Below are 15,551 nucleotides of genomic sequence, written 5' to 3'. Positions count from 1 at the left end.
GGACATATCGACAAACGTCCTTGGGCTCTATCCGCTGCGGCATGGGGCTACTCGTCGCGCCACTGGGGGGGGCGCTTGTCGATGAAGGCCCGCAGCCCCTCGACCGCATCATGGGTAGACATCAGGCCGTCCAGATACAGTTCTTCGACAGCCGCCAAATTGACCTCGACCCGCTTGACCATTCCAACGCGGGCAGCGCGGACGGCGAAGCGAAGCGAACTGGCGCTGCAGGGGGCGAGATGCTGGTTGAAATAGGCCAGCGCGGCGGCCTCGGGATCATCAGATACCGTGTTGACCAATTGCATCGCCGCCGCTTCCTGACCGGTTATGGAGCGTCCGGAGATCAGCAGGTCTTCCGCCTGGGCCCTTCCGATGCGTTCCGGCAGCAGGCAGGACGCCGCTGCCGCGAAGACACCCAGCTGGATTTCCGGCTGACCAAAGCGGCTGTCAGGTGTGGCGAAGACGAGGTGGCCGCCGCAGGCCACCTCCAGACCGCCACCCAGGCACTGTCCCCGAACCGCCACCAGGATCGGGACGGGGCTGCGGACCATTCGTAGGATAAGCCTGTCCAAGGACCGGATCATGGCGGCGCAGGTCTCCGGCAGATGCTCGGGGACCGAGGCTCCGAAACTGAAATGCGATCCTTCGGCATCCAGCAGCACGGCGCACAAATGGCGATCCGCAATGCCCTCGGCCAGGGCATCGTCAAGTGCCGCTATCATCTCGGCATCGACGATGTTGGCCTTGGGGCGCGACAGCCGCAGCCGCAGCAGCTTGCCGTCGCATTCCCGCCACACCCGGAGGGGAGAGGCGGCGGTCATTACTGGCCCCTCCGCGCGGCCGGCATTAGGCTCTGCCCCAGTTCCGGCGACCATGGCGTCCCCTTGGCCAGGGCCTGGCGCAATCCAACGAAATCCGCTTCGCGGTCGTCCTTGGTGCCTTCGTTGAAGGCCTGGAAGCCGAGGCGGGCCTCCGTCATCATGTTGAGCGCCAGCCAATCGCGGCTGTTCTCCTTGTTGGCGTTCCAGGCGTTCAGCTTGGGCTTCCTGAGTTCCTCGATGGTCTTGAGGAAACATTCGGGGAAAGTCAGCAGAATCTTGCTGCACAGTTCCTCGACCTTGGCGTCGAGCAGCGACAGATCGATGGTGCCCTTGGCCATCAGAGCCTTACCGGCGGCCAATTCGTCGCCGGTTTTCGGCTCGCCGTGAATGATTTTGCCATATTCGTCGAGATAGCGGTCGGTGATCACCAGCGGGTTGGCGACGAACTTGCCGTCCACCTTGAGTGCGGGCACGATGTCGGTGAGCATGCCCAGGCGATAGGCCTTGTGGGCCGACCACGGCTCGCACAGGCTGCCAGAAATCATCGCTTGCTCACAGCCGATCAGCACCGGCAGGAAGTCGGTGGCACCACCGATGGGGGCCGAACCGTGCTTGGGACCGGCTTGGCCGAAGCGGGCCAGATCCTGGGTGACCGAGAAATCCGCAGCCATGCCGATTTCCTGTCCGCCGCCAATGCGCATGCCGTTGACGCGGCAGATCACCGGCTTGTCACAGCCCAGAATGGCCGAGACCATATCGTTGAACAGCCGCACATACTGGCGGTATTCCTGCGGATTGCCGGCGTAATATTCGGCGTATTCCTTGGTGTTGCCGCCCGAGCAGAACGCCTTGTCGCCGGCGCCGGTGAACACCACCGCAACGACGTCACGTGCCACCGATGCGGCACGAAAGGCCAAGATAGCCCCCTTGACCATCTCGGTGGTGTACGAATTGAACTGCTTCTGATTGTCGAAGGTAATCCAGTAATTGTAGAGCCCCTCGGCGATCTTGCCGTCGGGCGTCCTGGCCGGCTTCTTCTCGACGATGATGCCGGGAACGATCTGTTCCGGCACCAGATTGTGGTCGTGCAGTTCGTGGGGACGGGTTGCCTCGATGATGGAAGCGGTAGTCGTGGTCATTGAGCGAACTCCTAGGGAATCAAGATCGCGCGCCGGGTCAGGCGGCGTTCGTGGATATCGTGGAAAACCTCATTGATGTTCTCGAGCGGGTGGGTCTCGACGAAGTCTTTGAGGTTGACCTTGCCGGACAGCACCAGTTGGAGAGCCAGAGGGTATTTTTCGGGTAGGCAGCCCCAGTTTCCGAGTGCGCGGGCGTGTAGCGCCATCAGGTTGGACAGCCGAACCTCGGCCTTGTCCATGGTGAAGCCTACGGTACCCAAGGTAGAACCGTGAACCATCAGGCCGAAGGCGTTCTCCTGCCCAGCCTTGGTACCGGAGCATTCGAAAACGAACCATTCGGTCGAGCGCAGGCCGCGTTCCCTGGCGAAGGCCGCGATGAGCTTCTTCTGCTCGCGGCCATCCGCCGTTCTGGCATTGATGGTCAGATCGGCGCCATACCCGGCGATCATGTCGAGCTTGGCCTGGTCCACATCGATGGCCACCACGGCGGCTCCGAAAGCGTGGGCGATCTGAGCGCAATAGCCACCGACACCTCCGACCCCGTTGACGATGGCCAAGTCACCGGCGCCTAGCCCCGACTGATGTACCGCCTCGAAGGGGCTGGTGACCGCATCGGCGACCACCGACACCTGCGGAAGCGTCAAGCCCGCCAGATTCAGCGCGCGTTCATCGACCGCGCATAGACCGCGGGCCGGGACCTTGATGTGTGAGGCAAAGCCGCCATCCGTATCGCTGCCCAGGAATATCTGATTGCGACAGATCGTTCCCTTGCCACGGCGGCAGAGATCGCACTCTCCGCATGGAATCGAAGCGATGACGAGGACCGCCTTGCCGAGCCACGCCGTGGCTCCGGCGCCGGCGATTTCGACATAGCCGCTGATCTCGTGCCCGAGGGTCAGGGGCAGATTCTTGTTGGTCCGTACCCCATCGAAGAAAAATCCGAGGTCGGTATGGCAGACGCCGCAGCCGGCAACGCGAACCAGCACTTCGTCATCCCCGAGCGGCTGCGGGTCAAAGGGTACCTTAGACATCGGTTTGCCGACTTCAGTCATTTGCCAGCGGTAATACGAACTGGTCATTTTAGCCACCTTCAAAAACATGACCGTACATTCAGTCTATGATTCCCGATGTCGTGTCAACAGCAAACTTGCTGTTATGATAATATATTGAAATTATTGATGTTTTTCGCTACTTGACGCATCGGGTTGGGCGGGGGTAGTGTTTATATATCGTGATGACCTTGTGGTCATTGTTGTGATTGGTGGGGGTGACGTGGACGTTTTCAGTCGCGCTATCGATGATCGCTATTTCGAGGATTACCCTCAGGGGGCCGTTTATCGGTTCGGGGCGATCACGGTCGAGTTCGATGAAGTGATTGCATTCGCCTCGCGGTATGACCCTCAGGTCTTCCACATGGATCCTGAGGCGGCGCGTGAGACGATATTCGGCGGTCTGATCGCGAGCGGGTGGTATACGGCTGCGCTTATGATGCGGATGTTTTGCGAGCACTACCTGTCGAAAGTAGCCAGTTTGGGTTCGCCGGGGCTGGATGAGGTGCGGTGGCCGCGGCCGGTTCGTCCAGGGGATTGTCTGTCCCTTCGTGTCACCGTAGCTGCCGTGACCCCATCGCGCTCTAAGCCTGATCGCGGCGTCGTCACTTCGTTCATCGAGGTGTTGAATCAGGGCGATGATGTGGTCATGAGCATGAAGGCCGCGAATATGTTGAGGCGGCGGCCATAGGCAAGGTGGGGCGGTCCGTACGGGCGTGGTGTTGACTTCTATCTCGACAGGGCTTAGCGTTTTGATGACTGACTAGTCAGTCCAGTGCCGTAAAGTGGCATAAAATAACGGATAAGCTTAGTGGAGGGAAAGCCATGTTCAGGAGGATTTGGAGGTGTGCGGCAATCGCCGTCGTAACCCTGGCGTCGAGTGCGGCGTTTGCCGTGGAAGACGTCAAGATCGGGGTGTTTCTGTCGGCAACCGGAGGGTTGAGCATCAATGGAGATCCGGAGAAGAAATTCCTGGAGAGCTATATTGATGTCGTAAACAAGGAAGGTGGCGTGCTCGGCCGCCCGGTCAAGCTGATCATCTATGACGACCAGAGCGACACGGCCAAGGCCATAGGCTTTGCCAAGCGACTGATCGAGGTGGATAAGGTCGATCTTCTCATGGGAGGGAGCGGCACGCCGACAAGTATGGGTGTCATTCCGATCGTCGAGAGGGCGGAGATTCCTTACGTCTCCTTCGGTGGCGGCGTGGCGATTGTCGATCCGGTCAAGAAGTGGGTGTTCAAGGCTCCTCATACCGATCGTATGGTGGCTGAACGTATCTTCATGGATATGAAGAAGCGCGGTATCACCAAGGTGGCGCTGCTGTCCGAGGATGTGGGCTTTGGCAAGTCGGGGCGCGAGCAGACGCTGATGGTGGCTCCCAAATACGGGATCGAGATCGTTGCCGATGAGACCTATTCACCCAAGGATTCCGATGTCACCACCCAGCTGACTAAGATTCGGGGGGCCGCGGGCGTTCAGGCGCTGTTCGTATTCGGGACGGGGGCCGGCCCGGCCGTGGCGACCAAGAATATTCGCCAACTGGGGATCAATCTGCCCATCTACCAATCCCATGGTGTCTCGTCGAAGGACTTCCTCAAGCTGGTTGGTCCCGCGGCGGAAGGTTTCCGTCTTCCCGGGATCGCCCTGCAGGTCGCCGAGCAGGTTCCGGCCTCGGATCCGCAAAAGCCGGTGGTCAGCAAGATCAAGAAATTTTACGAAGAGGCGCACAAGGCGGAAGCTTCGGTTTTCGTCGGTCTCGCCTATGATGGGCTGATGGTTGCTCTCGAGGGGATCAAGCGTGCCGGCTCCACGGACAAGGTGGCGGTGCGCGACGCCATCGAAGGAATCAGAGGCCTGGTGGCAACGGCCGGAACGTTCAACATGAGCCCCACCGACCATCTGGGGCTCAGCATCGACAGCCTGAAAATGTTCGAGGTCAAAAACGGCGACTTCGTTCTGCTCGACTGAGGTGGCTACGGCCCTGGTCGGCCCTTGGCCGCCAGGGTCGCTGCCCTTGACAGACCGAGGCCGCCAAAATATATCGATGGACCATTGGTCATCTCGGGGTGGTTCGGTTGTAAAGGTGAATGAAGTGGCTGAGGTGATTGCTGTCGAGGACGATGGAGATGGGGAGCCCCAGACGGTTGCGGAGAAGCGCCGGGCTCAGATTGTCGCAGCGGCCATCCGGCTGTTTTCCGAGCGGGGCTATTTTCAAACCACCATTGAGGATGTGGCCAACGCGGTTCCCATCAGCAAGGGGCTGGTTTATCGGTATTTCAAGGACAAGAACGACCTTTTGTTCTTTGTTCTGCGCCATGTGATCGAAAAATATAATTTCGAGGAAATTCAGAGGTTGCTTCCCAAGGAGAATGCGCTTGATGTTCTCATCAAGGTCCTGGGAATGCATTGTAGGCTGGCGACCGAACATACGCAGGAAGTCACTTTGGCTTATTGCTCAACGAAGGATCTCCTTCCCGAGCAGCGGCGCCAGATCAAGATTCTCGAGTCGAAGATTGCCAGAGTCATCCGCCAGTGCCTCGAGGCATGCATCCATGGCGGGATGATGTCCGAGCTGAATACGGATATCATGGCGTATCAGTATATTATGTTCGGACATTCGTGGGCCCTGAAGAACTGGGCTTTCCGGGATCGCTATTCGCCTGACGAATACATGGCGGAAGGTGAGAAGATACTGATCCACCCGTTCCTGACGGATTCCGGCCGCCGGGAATTCGAGAAGATTCGCAACGGCGCCGCCTGACCGGTGTCGGGCGGCGCTGGCGGAGCGGCTACAGCTTCCGGGCAAGTAGCGCTTTCAGTCGTCCCCTGATGATCTTGCGGGTCGGGGTGATCGGCATCTCATCGATGACCTCGAGCCGTTCCGGAAGCTTCACCTTCGATACGCCGCCTTCGATCAAATGGGCGCACAATTCCTCGAGCGTCGGGGGCTTGTAGGCATCCGTCGGCACCACAAAACAGCAGGCCTTTTGCCCAAGGACGGTGTCCTCATAGGGAATGATGGCCACTTCCATCACTTTCGGATGGTTGCCGAGCATGATCTCGATATCGAGCGGATTATACTTGATGCCTCCTCGGTTGATGATCTCGGTTTTGCGGCCGGTAATGCGGACGTTGCCACTCTTGTCCATTACGGCCAGGTCACCAGTCCGGAACCAGCGGTCTGGGGTGAATGCCTGCCGCGTGGCATCTTCATTGTTATAATACCCCCGAAAGAGCAGCCCTCCGCGAATTTGGAGTTCTCCCTCCTCGCCTTGGGCGACGGGATGATCATCGTGGTCGGCGATGCGGACCTCGGCCCCCGGGGCGGGGCGGCCTGATGTCGTGGTGGCGATCTCGAACGAATCGGTCGGTCTGGTATAGAGGCCCGCCTGCAACTCCGTCATCCCCCACAGATTGGTCAGGAAACCGGCGGGGAGGCGTTTGGAGACGGCTTTGGCAACGTCGGGCGACAAAGCGCTTCCGGCGGTGATGATCAGGCGAATGGAAGACAGGTCGAGGCTTTCCAACAGGCCGCTGATCATCAAGCCGTTGAGATGGGCTGGCGCACACACCAGAACGGTGGGGCGATGCTTGGTGATGGCCTGGGCAAGGTCCGGCGGAGTGAAGGCGGGGAAGAGGATGCTCGATCCGGCCACTTTTGTGGTCAGGTGAAGGGCGTAAAGGCCAAGCAGGTGAGTAAAGGGCGCTACCGACAGCACCTTATCGCCCTGGCACAGCCCGTGTTCAACGGCTCCCGCCCGAGCGTTACCCAGAGTCATCTGGTAGGTGAGGGGGACCGCTTTGGGGCTGGCGCTGGTTCCAGACGTGAACAGCAACAGGAAGGGATTGGCCGCCGCCGGGGTGATGTCGGCAGGCAGAGCAGCTTCGGACTGCAGCAATTCGGAAAAGGAGCTGGTGCCGGCAACGGGTTCTCCCACGGCAATCACATGCTCCAGAGCTGGGAGTTCGTCTTTTCGCACCAGGACCTCGTGGGCAGGGGCGAAGTCCTTTATGGCGCCGTAGCAGATGAATGCCACGCTGCCCGCATGTCGCAATAAGGTCGTGATTTCGGCCGTACGATAGGGCATGTGGACCGTCGACAGCACTCCCCCCAGCCTGGCGATGGCGAAATACGCGACGATAAATTCGTACGAATTGGGAAGCTGCACCGATACGACATCGCCGGTGCGCACCCCGAGATCGTAGAGACCACGGGCGAAGCGCTCGATGTCGTTGGCGAGATTGCGGTAAGTCGCCGTGTGATCATTCGTTACCACGGCGGAAGCGTTGCCCGAGCGGGTGACGTTATCGGCGATCCAGCCTGACAGGGTGTCGTCCCCCCAAATTCCCTTGGCCTCGAGGGCTCTGCGTTCCGCAGGATCGACGGCAATAGAAGACCGTAGGTTGAGTGCCCCCGGCTTTACGATGTGTGCGTTCATGGATGTCCTCCCCAGCTTTTTCTTACGGGAAAAATGACTGTACGGTCACTTTTGTTTGGAGATTAGGGGGGGTGATACCTTTTCGTCAAGAGACCATAACTCTCTAGGCAGTATGATGGTTTGCTGGGCCGGCAGAACGTGTAGCGCCGAGAGAGCCAAATATCCGGGAGAGAGGGTGGTGGCTTTTGGGCTTTAAGGGGCTCGCTATAGGTTCGGTCTCTTCCCTGTTGACGGAACGGGGGAGTACGGAATACCTTATTGCAAGATAAACGACTGGTCAGTCAATTGTTCTTCGAACGGGGGGCGCATGAAAGACATCCTTGTTCACGTCGATGGCTCCGCGCGGGCTCAGGCGCGGATTGAAATCGCCCTCGATTTGATGTCGCGCTTTGGCGGGCGTCTGACGGGGCTCTTCGCCCAAAGCGAAGAACATCGTATCAGCGCGGTGGCGCGCCGCTCCAGCGAAGGTCTGGATCAGGCCGCTGATAAGGCGGCGGCCCAGTTTGACGATCTCTGTCGAAAGAGGGGGGTGGATGGCCGGTGGTGGCGTCTGCCTCATGGCGAGCCGGATTTCGTAGTTTCCGAACTGGCTTTCTGCGCCCGGTATTTCGATCTGGTGATCCTGGGGCAGCCGGAGGAGGGGGGCTCCCTGGTCCCCGAGGATATGATCGAGCGGGTGGTGCTGAACTGCGGTCGGCCGGTGCTGATCGTTCCCTATGTTTGGCGGCACGTTGCTCTCGGGCGCCGAATCCTGGTGGCGTGGAATGCTTCGCCGGAAGTAACGCGTGCCGTTCACGATGCCATGCCTCTATTGGCCGTGGCGGACTCGGTGACGGTGGTTTCCATGCGTCAGCCTGGGGTCGAGGTGGCTCAAGCCGCTGGTTGTCCTCCGGTGGATATCCTGGATCACCTGTTGTCGTGGGGGGTGGCTGCAGTGGGCGAGCATCTGCCTAACGACCACATCGGCAAGATGGATATGCTGCTGTCGCGCGCTTTCGACATGGGAGTCGATCTTCTGGTGATGGGGGCGCACGGTCATGACGGCCCCTCATTGCTGCGTAACTCGGCGACCCAGCACCTGTTGCGCCATATGACCCTGCCGGTTTTGATGGCTCATTGACAAGGGGGCGGGGCGGGCGCTGCGGCGCAGCATAATGAAAAATATGCAGGTCAGGTATGCAAATTAATAGACCGGATGTCCGGTTTACTTTATGGTGAGTGGGTCGCGTATTTTCCTGGAGGGAGTGATGGTTGATCGAGTGGAGCGTTTTGACGCGGTGGTGATCGGCGCAGGTGCCGGTGGCCTCTGTGCCGCAGCCCGGTTGGCCAACGCTGGCTTTTCGACCGTGCTGCTGGAATCGCTGGACAGGGTCGGCGGACGCGCCTCCACCGAGGTCATCGACGGCTTCAAGGTCAATATCGGGGCGATCGCACTGGAACTGGGCGGCGTGTTCGAGGAAACTTTCGCCGCGCTGGGCCAGCCGCTGGACGTTCGGCTGCCGAAGCCGGCCAGCGCGTTCTACCTGGACCACAGGGTCGTGGATGTCGGGAGCGGCGGCTGGGGCATGCTGCTCGGTGGGTTGACCAAGCAGGCGGCGAAGATTCTCGAGAAGTTTGCCGAGGCCCGCGCCGGTTCCCTGCCCGATGGCAGCCAGTCCACCGAGGATTGGCTATCCGGATACACCAAGAACGAGACGGTTCATGGGATTTTCCGGAACCTCTGCGCGGCGATTTTCAGCTGCAACGCGGATGAACTGCCGGCGCGGGCCTTTCTCACCTATTTCACCAGCAAGGGGGCATTCAAGCGGTTCGGCTTCTGCCCCCGTGGAACGATCGGCGCCTGGGAGGATCTGGCCGCAGCGGCACAGAGAAAGGGATGCGATATCCGGTTGGAAGCGCCGGTAGAGCGGATTCTCATCGAGAACGGCAAGGTGTGCGGCGTGGTCGTCCGGCAGGGAGGGGAGGCCATCCGTATCGATGCCGGGATCGTGGTCAGCAATGCCGGCCCGAAGCTGACCGTCGATCTGGGCGGGGAGGAGAGCTTTCCCTCGGATTATGTGGGACTGGTCAGGAACCGCCTGAAGCCAGCCGCCAACATCGTCATCAATTTCGCCAGCCGCCAGCCGCTGCTCGAGGCGCCGGGAATCGTCACCTTCGGCAAGACCCGCCGGCTCTGCAACATGGCCAACCTGACGGCCACCTGTCCCGAGCTGGCGCCCCCCGGTTGGCATCAATACGTGGCTTATGCGGTGCCGGTCCCTGCACTCGGTGATTTCGATGCGGAAGCGGAAATCCAATACGCCCTGGAGGATCTGCGGGAGCAGTTCCCCGGCTTCGATACCGTGAAGATGCTGTCCATCCGGGTGATGCGGGGCGACTGGCCGTGCCAGCGCAGCTGTGCCGGCTACGACCTGCCGCGCGAAACCGGGGTGGCCGGATTGTGGTGCGTTGGGGATGCCGTGAAGGCCTACGGCAATGGCGGTACCCAGGCCTGCGCCGAGACGGCCAGGCTGGTGGTCGACCAGATCGTTGTTGATCGAGGGATGTCTCAAGGGCTGCAGTAGACAGCGAAGATCGTTTTAAAACTGAGCAGGCGAAATCCGTCATGTCCACAGATGTCATAGAGATAAAAAACCTTCAGGTGATCTATGGCGGCGCCATCGAGGCGGTTCGCGATGTTTCCATCCGTGTCGAGCCCGGCAAGATTGTCGCGCTGCTGGGATCGAACGGTGCGGGAAAATCGACCCTGCTGAAGGCGTTGTCGGGCGTGCTGGACGATGAGGACGGCGAGATCGAGGCCGGTTCCATCACCCATGACGGCATCGACCTGACGGCCTTGCGCCCAGACCAAATCGTTCGACGAGGAATTGTCCAGGTGCCGGAAGGCCGCCGCCTGTTCGCGTCCCTGACCGTTGACGAGAACCTGGACATGGGCGGCTATACCGCCGATCGGCGCGTGATCGAGGAGCGTCGGGCGGTGGTGTTCGATCTCTTCCCCCGCTTGGCCGAGCGTCGGCGGCAGATCTCGGGCTACCTTTCCGGTGGTGAGCAGCAGATGGTGGCGATCGGGCGGGCGCTCATGGGGTCTCCCCGTGTACTGGTCCTCGATGAGCCGTCGTTGGGTCTCGCTCCTATCGTTATCGAACACATCTACGAGGTCATTCGGCGGCTGAACGGCGATCTCGGCTTGACCGTGTTGCTGGTGGAGCAGAACGCCCAGCGCGCTCTCGCCATCGCAGATTATGGATACATCATCGAACGGGGGCGGATCGTGCTGGATGGTGAGGCGAGAACGCTTGAGGGCAACGCCGACGTAAGGGAGTTCTACCTTGGCCTTTCCGGTGCCCAGCGCAAGAGTCTGCGTGAAATCAAGCACTACAAGCGTCGCAAGCGGTGGCTGTCATGAGCCCGCTTCTGGTTACCGACCAGGTGAGCAAAGCCTTTCGTGGCCTGATCGCCGTTTCCGAGGTCGGCCTATCCGTCGGACGCGGCGAGATTTGCAGCGTCATCGGGCCGAACGGCGCGGGCAAGACCACCCTATTCAATCTGATCAGCGGCGTCCTGAAGCCGACGGCCGGGCGGATTGTCTTCGATGGCGAGGACATGACCCAGGTGCCTGCCTGGAAATTTGTCAACAACGGTATTGGCCGGACATTTCAGAATCTCGCGCTGTTCAAGCACGGGACGGTGGTCGAGAACCTGCTGGTCGGCCTGCATGCCCAGCTCCGCTCGGGGGTGTTCGCCTGCGCGACCTTCTTCGGAGGAGCTCGCCGTGAGGAACTCGCCGCCCGCGAGACCGTCGAGGAAATTATCGAATTTCTCGAGATCGAGGATATCCGCGACAAGGTGGTCGGCGCTCTGTCCTACGGACAGCAAAAGAGGGTCGAGCTAGGGCGAGCCCTGGCGTCGAAGCCGAAACTGTTGCTCCTTGATGAAATGGTCTCAGGAATGAATCAGGAAGAAACTGAGGATATCGCCAGATTCGTCATGGATATTCGCGACGAATACGGAACATCCGTACTGATGATCGAGCATAACATGCGAATCGTGATGGATATCTCCGATCGCATTCATGTTCTGAATTTCGGAAAGAAGATCGCCGAGGGAACTCCGGAGGAGATTGGGCGCAGCCCCGTGGTGGCCGAGGCCTATTTTGGGTCCAAGGGCAGCGACCTTACGGCGCAGAGTGGGGAGGCACCTGCCGATGTTTGTTGCTGAGGCTGATCAGAAGAAATCCAGTCAGTGCGATACCGAGGGCGCTGCCGTCTCGGCCCCGATGATGGGGCTCGAATCCGTGTCTCTCGCCGGCCGTCTGGCTCAAGGCGATACGACGCTGCCGCAACTGCTCCGCTACCGGGCTCAGACCCTTGGCGATGCGCTGGCGTTGCGCGAAAAGGATCGGGGAATCTGGCGTCGTTACAGTTGGAATCATTACTACGCCACTGTGCGTCGTGTCGCCCTGGGGTTGCGGGCGCTCGGGGTCGGGGCCGGTGACCGGGTAGCGATCGCCAGTGAGGATACGCCGGAATGGTTCTATGCCGATCTTGGGGCGGAATCCCTTGGGGCCGTGGTGGTCGGCATCTACCCAACCAATCCCTGGCCGGAACTGCAATACATTGTCCGGCACAGCGGGGCGCGGGTGGTGTTCGCCGGGGACCAGGAGCAGACGGATAAAGTCCTTGATGCCCTGGCGAACGAAGGAGGTTTGTCCGACGTCGAGCATGTCATCTGCGTCGATATGAAGGGCATGCGCCACTACACCCATGAAAAGGTGATGTCCTACGAGACCCTGCTCGCTCTCGGCGATAGCTATCTGAGGGATCATCCTTCGGCCGAAGCCGACCTCGACGCCTCCATCGAGATCGGGGCGCCGGACGATTGCTGCTTTCTCGTCTACACATCGGGTACCACCGGCCCGCCCAAGGGCTCGATGATCTCGCACCGCAACATCATCTATTCGGCCTACGCTTATTCGAATGGATGTGAGATGGAGGGCGTGCCTTACGAAGCCGTCTGCTATCTTCCGCTGTGTCACATGGCCGAGCGCTGCTACTCCATGGTGATGCAACTGGTCATGGGCGGGCGAGTCAATTTCGCTGAATCCATCGATACGGTTGCCATCAATGTTCGGGAGATCGCTCCGACCTTTTTCATCGGCGTCCCCCGTATCTACGAGAAGCTGCATCAGGGCTTTCTATTCAAGCTCCAGGAAAGCGGGACGTTCCAGAGAAGGGCGTTCGACCTCTTCATGAAGCTGGGGCGTCCGTTGTCCGACCGGCGGCAATTGCCGTCCTATTCCCCGGGGCTGTGGGACCGCTTTCTATCCTTCATCCTCTATTGGGGGATGTTCCGCAACATCCACCGCTACATGGGCCTGGACCGGTCGAGGCACCGCCTATGTGCTGGTGCGGCGGTGTCGCCCGAGCTGATGCGTTTCTTCGACATCATCGGATTGCCGGTGAGTCAGGGATATGGCCTGACCGAGTCCGGCGGTGTTGTTTTCCTGCAACGATCAGGTAAGCGGCGAGTCGGTGCCGCTGGGGTTGCGCTGCAGGGAGTAGAGTGGCGGCTGGCCGATGACGGCGAGATTCAAATTCGCTGCCCGGGTATCTTCAAGGGCTATTTCCGTGACGAGAGGGCGACGGTCGAGACCATTACTTCGGACGGCTGGTTGTTGTCAGGCGATATCGTCGAGGTACTGGATGATGGGGAAATCTCCATCGTTGACCGCAAGAAGGCGATCATCATCACCAGCGGCGGCAAGAACATAGCCCCGTCCGAACTCGAGAACGCCATCAAGGACAGTCCCTTCATCGCCGAGGCGATCGTGGTCGGTGAGGCACGGAAATTCCTTGGTGCTCTTATCCAGATCGATGTCGATACCGTGGGGCGGTGGGCGCAGGAGCGTTCCCTCGCCTACACCACCTACAAGTCTCTGACCGTGCTGCCGGAGGTAAAAGCCCTGGTGCAAGGGGTCGTGGACGAGGTCAATAGCCGATTCGCTCGCGTCGAGAATATTCGGAAGTTCGTGATCCTGGAAAAGGAACTCGACCATGATGATGGCGAGCTAACGGCTACGCAGAAGGTCAGGAGAAGTATTATTAATAAGAAGTTCGCAAAAGAGCTCGTAGAAATTTACGGGGAGTGACGCTTATGCAGTACTTCGTAGACCAAGTCATATCTGGAATAGCCGTGGGTGCAATCTACGGTCTGGTTGCGATGGGGTTTTCCGTAATCTACAAGGCAACGGGATTGCTCAACTTTGCCCAGGGTGAGATGTCCATGGTGACCGCCTATGTCGCCTGGAGCCTTGCCAGCTTGGTTCCCGGCAATGTGTGGTTGGTGGCGGGCGGCTCCCTGGCTGCGTCTCTGCTGCTCGGCCTGGTGATCGAGCGGGTGGTCATGCGGCCGATGCTGGGAGAACCCGTCTTTGCCACCGTCATGGTGACGATCGCCCTGTCGGTCATTCTGCGTTCGGTTATTCAACTCATCTGGGATCCCTATCCGCATGCCCTCGATCTCGGCGTAGGGCGGGACGTTGTCCAGATCGGCCAGACTGGGATACGCACCGGCCAGATCGCCGTGATGGCGACGCTTCTCGCCGTCACTGGTGGGGTATGGCTGTTCTTCCGGTATAGCCGGGTGGGCAAGGCGATGCGGGCGGTGGCCAGCGACGAGCGTGCCGCCCAACTAATGGGGATCAGTGCCGCGCGGATTCATGCGGTGGCATGGATGGGGTCTTCCATGATCGCCGGCATCGCCGGAGTGTTCTTCGCTCTGATCTACAACGTGTCGCCCAGCTTGTATCACGTCGGATTGAAGGCGTTCCCGGCCACCATTCTCGGCGGCCTCGACTCGGTGCTGGGCTCCGGATTCAGCGGCGTCTTCCTGGGGGTGGCGGAGAATTTGGCCGGCGGCTATCTGGCGCCGACCATGAAGGAAATCATCGGCTTCGTCATCATCATCGCCGTGCTGATGATCCGCCCCTTCGGCCTGTTCGGCCAACGCGATATCGAGAGGGTGTGAGATGCGGAGCGGAAATTACAAGGAGAGCGTCGCCGAGCTCATAATGCTCAGCGATTCGCCGCCGGTCTGGGTATGGGGCGCCATTCTGTTCCTGGCGCTGATCGTCGCGCCATATGTGGTCAACGCCTATGCGCTGTCGTTCATCATTCTGATCCTGATCACCGGGACGGGAGCGCTGGGGCTTCACCTGCTGACCGGATGCACCGGCCTCATCTCGCTGGGGCATGTGGGCTTCCTGATGCTGGGGGCCTACGCCTACGCGGTGCCGGTGGCCAAATTCGGCTTGTCCCCCCTCATCGGCTTCCTGCTCGCCGGTGTGGTGCCGGCCCTGGCCAGCATCGTCGTCGGGGTGCCGTCGCTGCGGCTCAAGGGGTTGTACCTCGCCATCACCACCCTGGCCTTCTCGTTCATCATCAGTCATCTCGTCCTTGCCATGAGTTGGCTGACCAACGGTGCGCGCGGCATTTCGCTGATGCGTCCGGAAATATTCGGCATCGATTTCTCCAGCGAGGCGTCGTTCGCCCATCTATGCCAACTGGTGGCGACGCTGACTCTGTTCGCGGTCCTCAACATCCAGCGCAGCCGGGTCGGGCGGGCCTTCGTCGCTATCCGCGACAACGATATCGCTGCCCGCACCATGGGGATCAACCTGGCCGGCTACAAGCTGCGGGCCTTCATGGCCAGCGCCTTCATCAGCGGAATCGCCGGGGCCTTGTTCGGCCTCTACCTCAGCTTCGTCTCGGTCGAGGGCTTCCCCTTCCTGATGAGCGTCGAGGCGCTGGCCATCCTGATCATCGGCGGCCTGGGGTCGACGGTGGGGGTGGTGTTCGGAACCATCTTCATCGTCCTTCTGCCGGAGATGGCCCGGCTCGGCTTCGGATTGCTTGGGGCGGGGGCGCAACAGCTCTTTTCTACCGCCGCCCATGAGCTGCGGACCGTGATCTACGGTCTGGCGATCATCCTCTTCCTGCGTTTCGAGCCGCGCGGCTTGGCCGGTCTTTGGGGTGACGTCAAGCGGCTTTGGGGCAATTGGCCTCTTCGCTACTAATAAAAATAAAATGTCGTCCAAGTAAA

The 15,551-nt window shown here is 60.2% G+C and carries 14 protein-coding genes; 10 read left to right on the top strand and 4 right to left on the bottom strand.

The window, feature by feature from the left end; all coding sequences use genetic code 11:
• Positions 1-47: 47 nt before the first annotated feature.
• The 3 genes from CP958_RS06170 to had are packed head-to-tail and all read right to left on the bottom strand — an operon-like array spanning position 48 to position 3,060.
• Complete coding sequence (locus CP958_RS06170; RefSeq protein WP_096701108.1) at positions 48-821, bottom strand: cyclohexa-1,5-dienecarbonyl-CoA hydratase; 774 nt, start codon at positions 819-821, stop codon at positions 48-50.
• Entirely contained in the window at positions 821-1,960 is a 1,140-nt protein-coding gene (gene oah / locus CP958_RS06165; RefSeq protein ID WP_096701107.1) for a 6-oxocyclohex-1-ene-1-carbonyl-CoA hydratase, read from the bottom strand. Before oah ends, CP958_RS06170 begins: the two co-directional genes overlap by 1 nt.
• 11 nt (positions 1,961-1,971) lie before the next feature.
• Positions 1,972-3,060 (bottom strand): 6-hydroxycyclohex-1-ene-1-carbonyl-CoA dehydrogenase, encoded by a 1,089-nt coding sequence (gene had / locus CP958_RS06160; protein ID WP_242442774.1) that lies wholly within the window; start codon positions 3,058-3,060, stop codon positions 1,972-1,974.
• Positions 3,061-3,232: 172 nt separating this feature from the next.
• Between had and CP958_RS06155 the strand changes: the two genes are divergently transcribed.
• The 3 genes from CP958_RS06155 to CP958_RS06145 all read left to right on the top strand — a co-directional run bounded on the left by CP958_RS06155 (position 3,233) and on the right by CP958_RS06145 (position 5,773).
• Positions 3,233-3,700: a MaoC family dehydratase gene (locus CP958_RS06155; protein ID WP_096701242.1), complete on the top strand. Its 468-nt coding sequence runs from the start codon at positions 3,233-3,235 to the stop codon at positions 3,698-3,700.
• A 134-nt stretch (positions 3,701-3,834) separates the two neighbouring features.
• The gene (locus CP958_RS06150) at positions 3,835-4,980 is read left to right on the top strand and encodes an ABC transporter substrate-binding protein (RefSeq protein ID WP_096701105.1); all 1,146 of its coding nucleotides are present in this window, start codon (positions 3,835-3,837) and stop codon (positions 4,978-4,980) included.
• Between the two features lie 124 nt (positions 4,981-5,104).
• The gene (locus CP958_RS06145) at positions 5,105-5,773 is read left to right on the top strand and encodes a TetR/AcrR family transcriptional regulator (RefSeq protein WP_170958855.1); all 669 of its coding nucleotides are present in this window, start codon (positions 5,105-5,107) and stop codon (positions 5,771-5,773) included.
• Between the two features lie 28 nt (positions 5,774-5,801).
• On the opposite strand, the gene CP958_RS06140 is transcribed toward CP958_RS06145, so the two are convergent.
• Complete coding sequence (locus CP958_RS06140) at positions 5,802-7,451, bottom strand: class I adenylate-forming enzyme family protein (protein WP_096701103.1); 1,650 nt, start codon at positions 7,449-7,451, stop codon at positions 5,802-5,804.
• 307 nt (positions 7,452-7,758) lie between these two features.
• Here CP958_RS06140 and CP958_RS06135 point away from each other — a divergent pair, with 307 nt between their 5' ends.
• The 7 genes from CP958_RS06135 (at position 7,759) to CP958_RS06105 (ending at position 15,525) form a co-directional block, all read left to right on the top strand.
• The gene (locus tag CP958_RS06135) at positions 7,759-8,571 is read left to right on the top strand and encodes a universal stress protein (protein WP_096701102.1); all 813 of its coding nucleotides are present in this window, start codon (positions 7,759-7,761) and stop codon (positions 8,569-8,571) included.
• Between the two features lie 127 nt (positions 8,572-8,698).
• On the top strand, positions 8,699-10,015 hold the full coding sequence (locus CP958_RS06130) for an FAD-dependent oxidoreductase (RefSeq protein ID WP_170958854.1): 1,317 nt from the start codon (positions 8,699-8,701) through the stop codon (positions 10,013-10,015).
• A 41-nt stretch (positions 10,016-10,056) separates the two neighbouring features.
• Positions 10,057-10,857 carry an ABC transporter ATP-binding protein gene (locus CP958_RS06125; protein WP_096701100.1) on the top strand — a complete coding sequence of 267 codons (801 nt, stop codon included), beginning with the start codon at positions 10,057-10,059 and terminating at the stop codon, positions 10,855-10,857.
• The gene (locus CP958_RS06120) at positions 10,854-11,669 is read left to right on the top strand and encodes an ABC transporter ATP-binding protein (protein WP_096701099.1); all 816 of its coding nucleotides are present in this window, start codon (positions 10,854-10,856) and stop codon (positions 11,667-11,669) included. Before CP958_RS06125 ends, CP958_RS06120 begins: the two co-directional genes overlap by 4 nt.
• Complete coding sequence (locus CP958_RS06115) at positions 11,656-13,599, top strand: AMP-binding protein (protein ID WP_197706362.1); 1,944 nt, start codon at positions 11,656-11,658, stop codon at positions 13,597-13,599. The genes CP958_RS06120 and CP958_RS06115 overlap by 14 nt, the downstream gene beginning before the upstream one ends.
• Before the next feature lie 5 nt (positions 13,600-13,604).
• A complete protein-coding gene (locus tag CP958_RS06110; RefSeq protein WP_096701098.1) occupies positions 13,605-14,477 on the top strand; it encodes a branched-chain amino acid ABC transporter permease in 873 nt (290 codons plus the stop codon).
• A 1-nt stretch (position 14,478) separates the two neighbouring features.
• Complete coding sequence (locus CP958_RS06105; protein ID WP_096701097.1) at positions 14,479-15,525, top strand: branched-chain amino acid ABC transporter permease; 1,047 nt, start codon at positions 14,479-14,481, stop codon at positions 15,523-15,525.
• The last annotated feature ends 26 nt before the right edge of the window (positions 15,526-15,551 follow it).

Origin of the sequence: Magnetospirillum sp. 15-1 (genome assembly GCF_900184795.1) — a bacterium.
GTDB lineage: Bacteria > Pseudomonadota > Alphaproteobacteria > Rhodospirillales > Magnetospirillaceae > Phaeospirillum.
This window is presented reverse-complemented; position numbering and strand designations above follow the sequence as displayed.

Excerpts from the sequence above, each read along its gene's own strand:
- CP958_RS06120 (WP_096701099.1), top strand. The coding sequence starts at position 10,854 with ATGAGCCCGCTTCTGGTTACCGACCAGGTGAGCAAAGCCTTTCGTGGC.
- CP958_RS06170 (WP_096701108.1), bottom strand. The coding sequence starts at position 821 with ATGACCGCCGCCTCTCCCCTCCGGGTGTGGCGGGAATGCGACGGCAAG.
- CP958_RS06135 (WP_096701102.1), top strand. The coding sequence starts at position 7,759 with ATGAAAGACATCCTTGTTCACGTCGATGGCTCCGCGCGGGCTCAGGCG.
- oah (WP_096701107.1), bottom strand. The coding sequence starts at position 1,960 with ATGACCACGACTACCGCTTCCATCATCGAGGCAACCCGTCCCCACGAA.
- CP958_RS06105 (WP_096701097.1), top strand. The coding sequence starts at position 14,479 with ATGCGGAGCGGAAATTACAAGGAGAGCGTCGCCGAGCTCATAATGCTC.
- CP958_RS06115 (WP_197706362.1), top strand. The coding sequence starts at position 11,656 with ATGTTTGTTGCTGAGGCTGATCAGAAGAAATCCAGTCAGTGCGATACC.
- CP958_RS06130 (WP_170958854.1), top strand. The coding sequence starts at position 8,699 with ATGGTTGATCGAGTGGAGCGTTTTGACGCGGTGGTGATCGGCGCAGGT.
- CP958_RS06150 (WP_096701105.1), top strand. The coding sequence starts at position 3,835 with ATGTTCAGGAGGATTTGGAGGTGTGCGGCAATCGCCGTCGTAACCCTG.
- had (WP_242442774.1), bottom strand. The coding sequence starts at position 3,060 with ATGTTTTTGAAGGTGGCTAAAATGACCAGTTCGTATTACCGCTGGCAA.
- CP958_RS06110 (WP_096701098.1), top strand. The coding sequence starts at position 13,605 with ATGCAGTACTTCGTAGACCAAGTCATATCTGGAATAGCCGTGGGTGCA.
- CP958_RS06125 (WP_096701100.1), top strand. The coding sequence starts at position 10,057 with ATGTCCACAGATGTCATAGAGATAAAAAACCTTCAGGTGATCTATGGC.
- CP958_RS06140 (WP_096701103.1), bottom strand. The coding sequence starts at position 7,451 with ATGAACGCACACATCGTAAAGCCGGGGGCACTCAACCTACGGTCTTCT.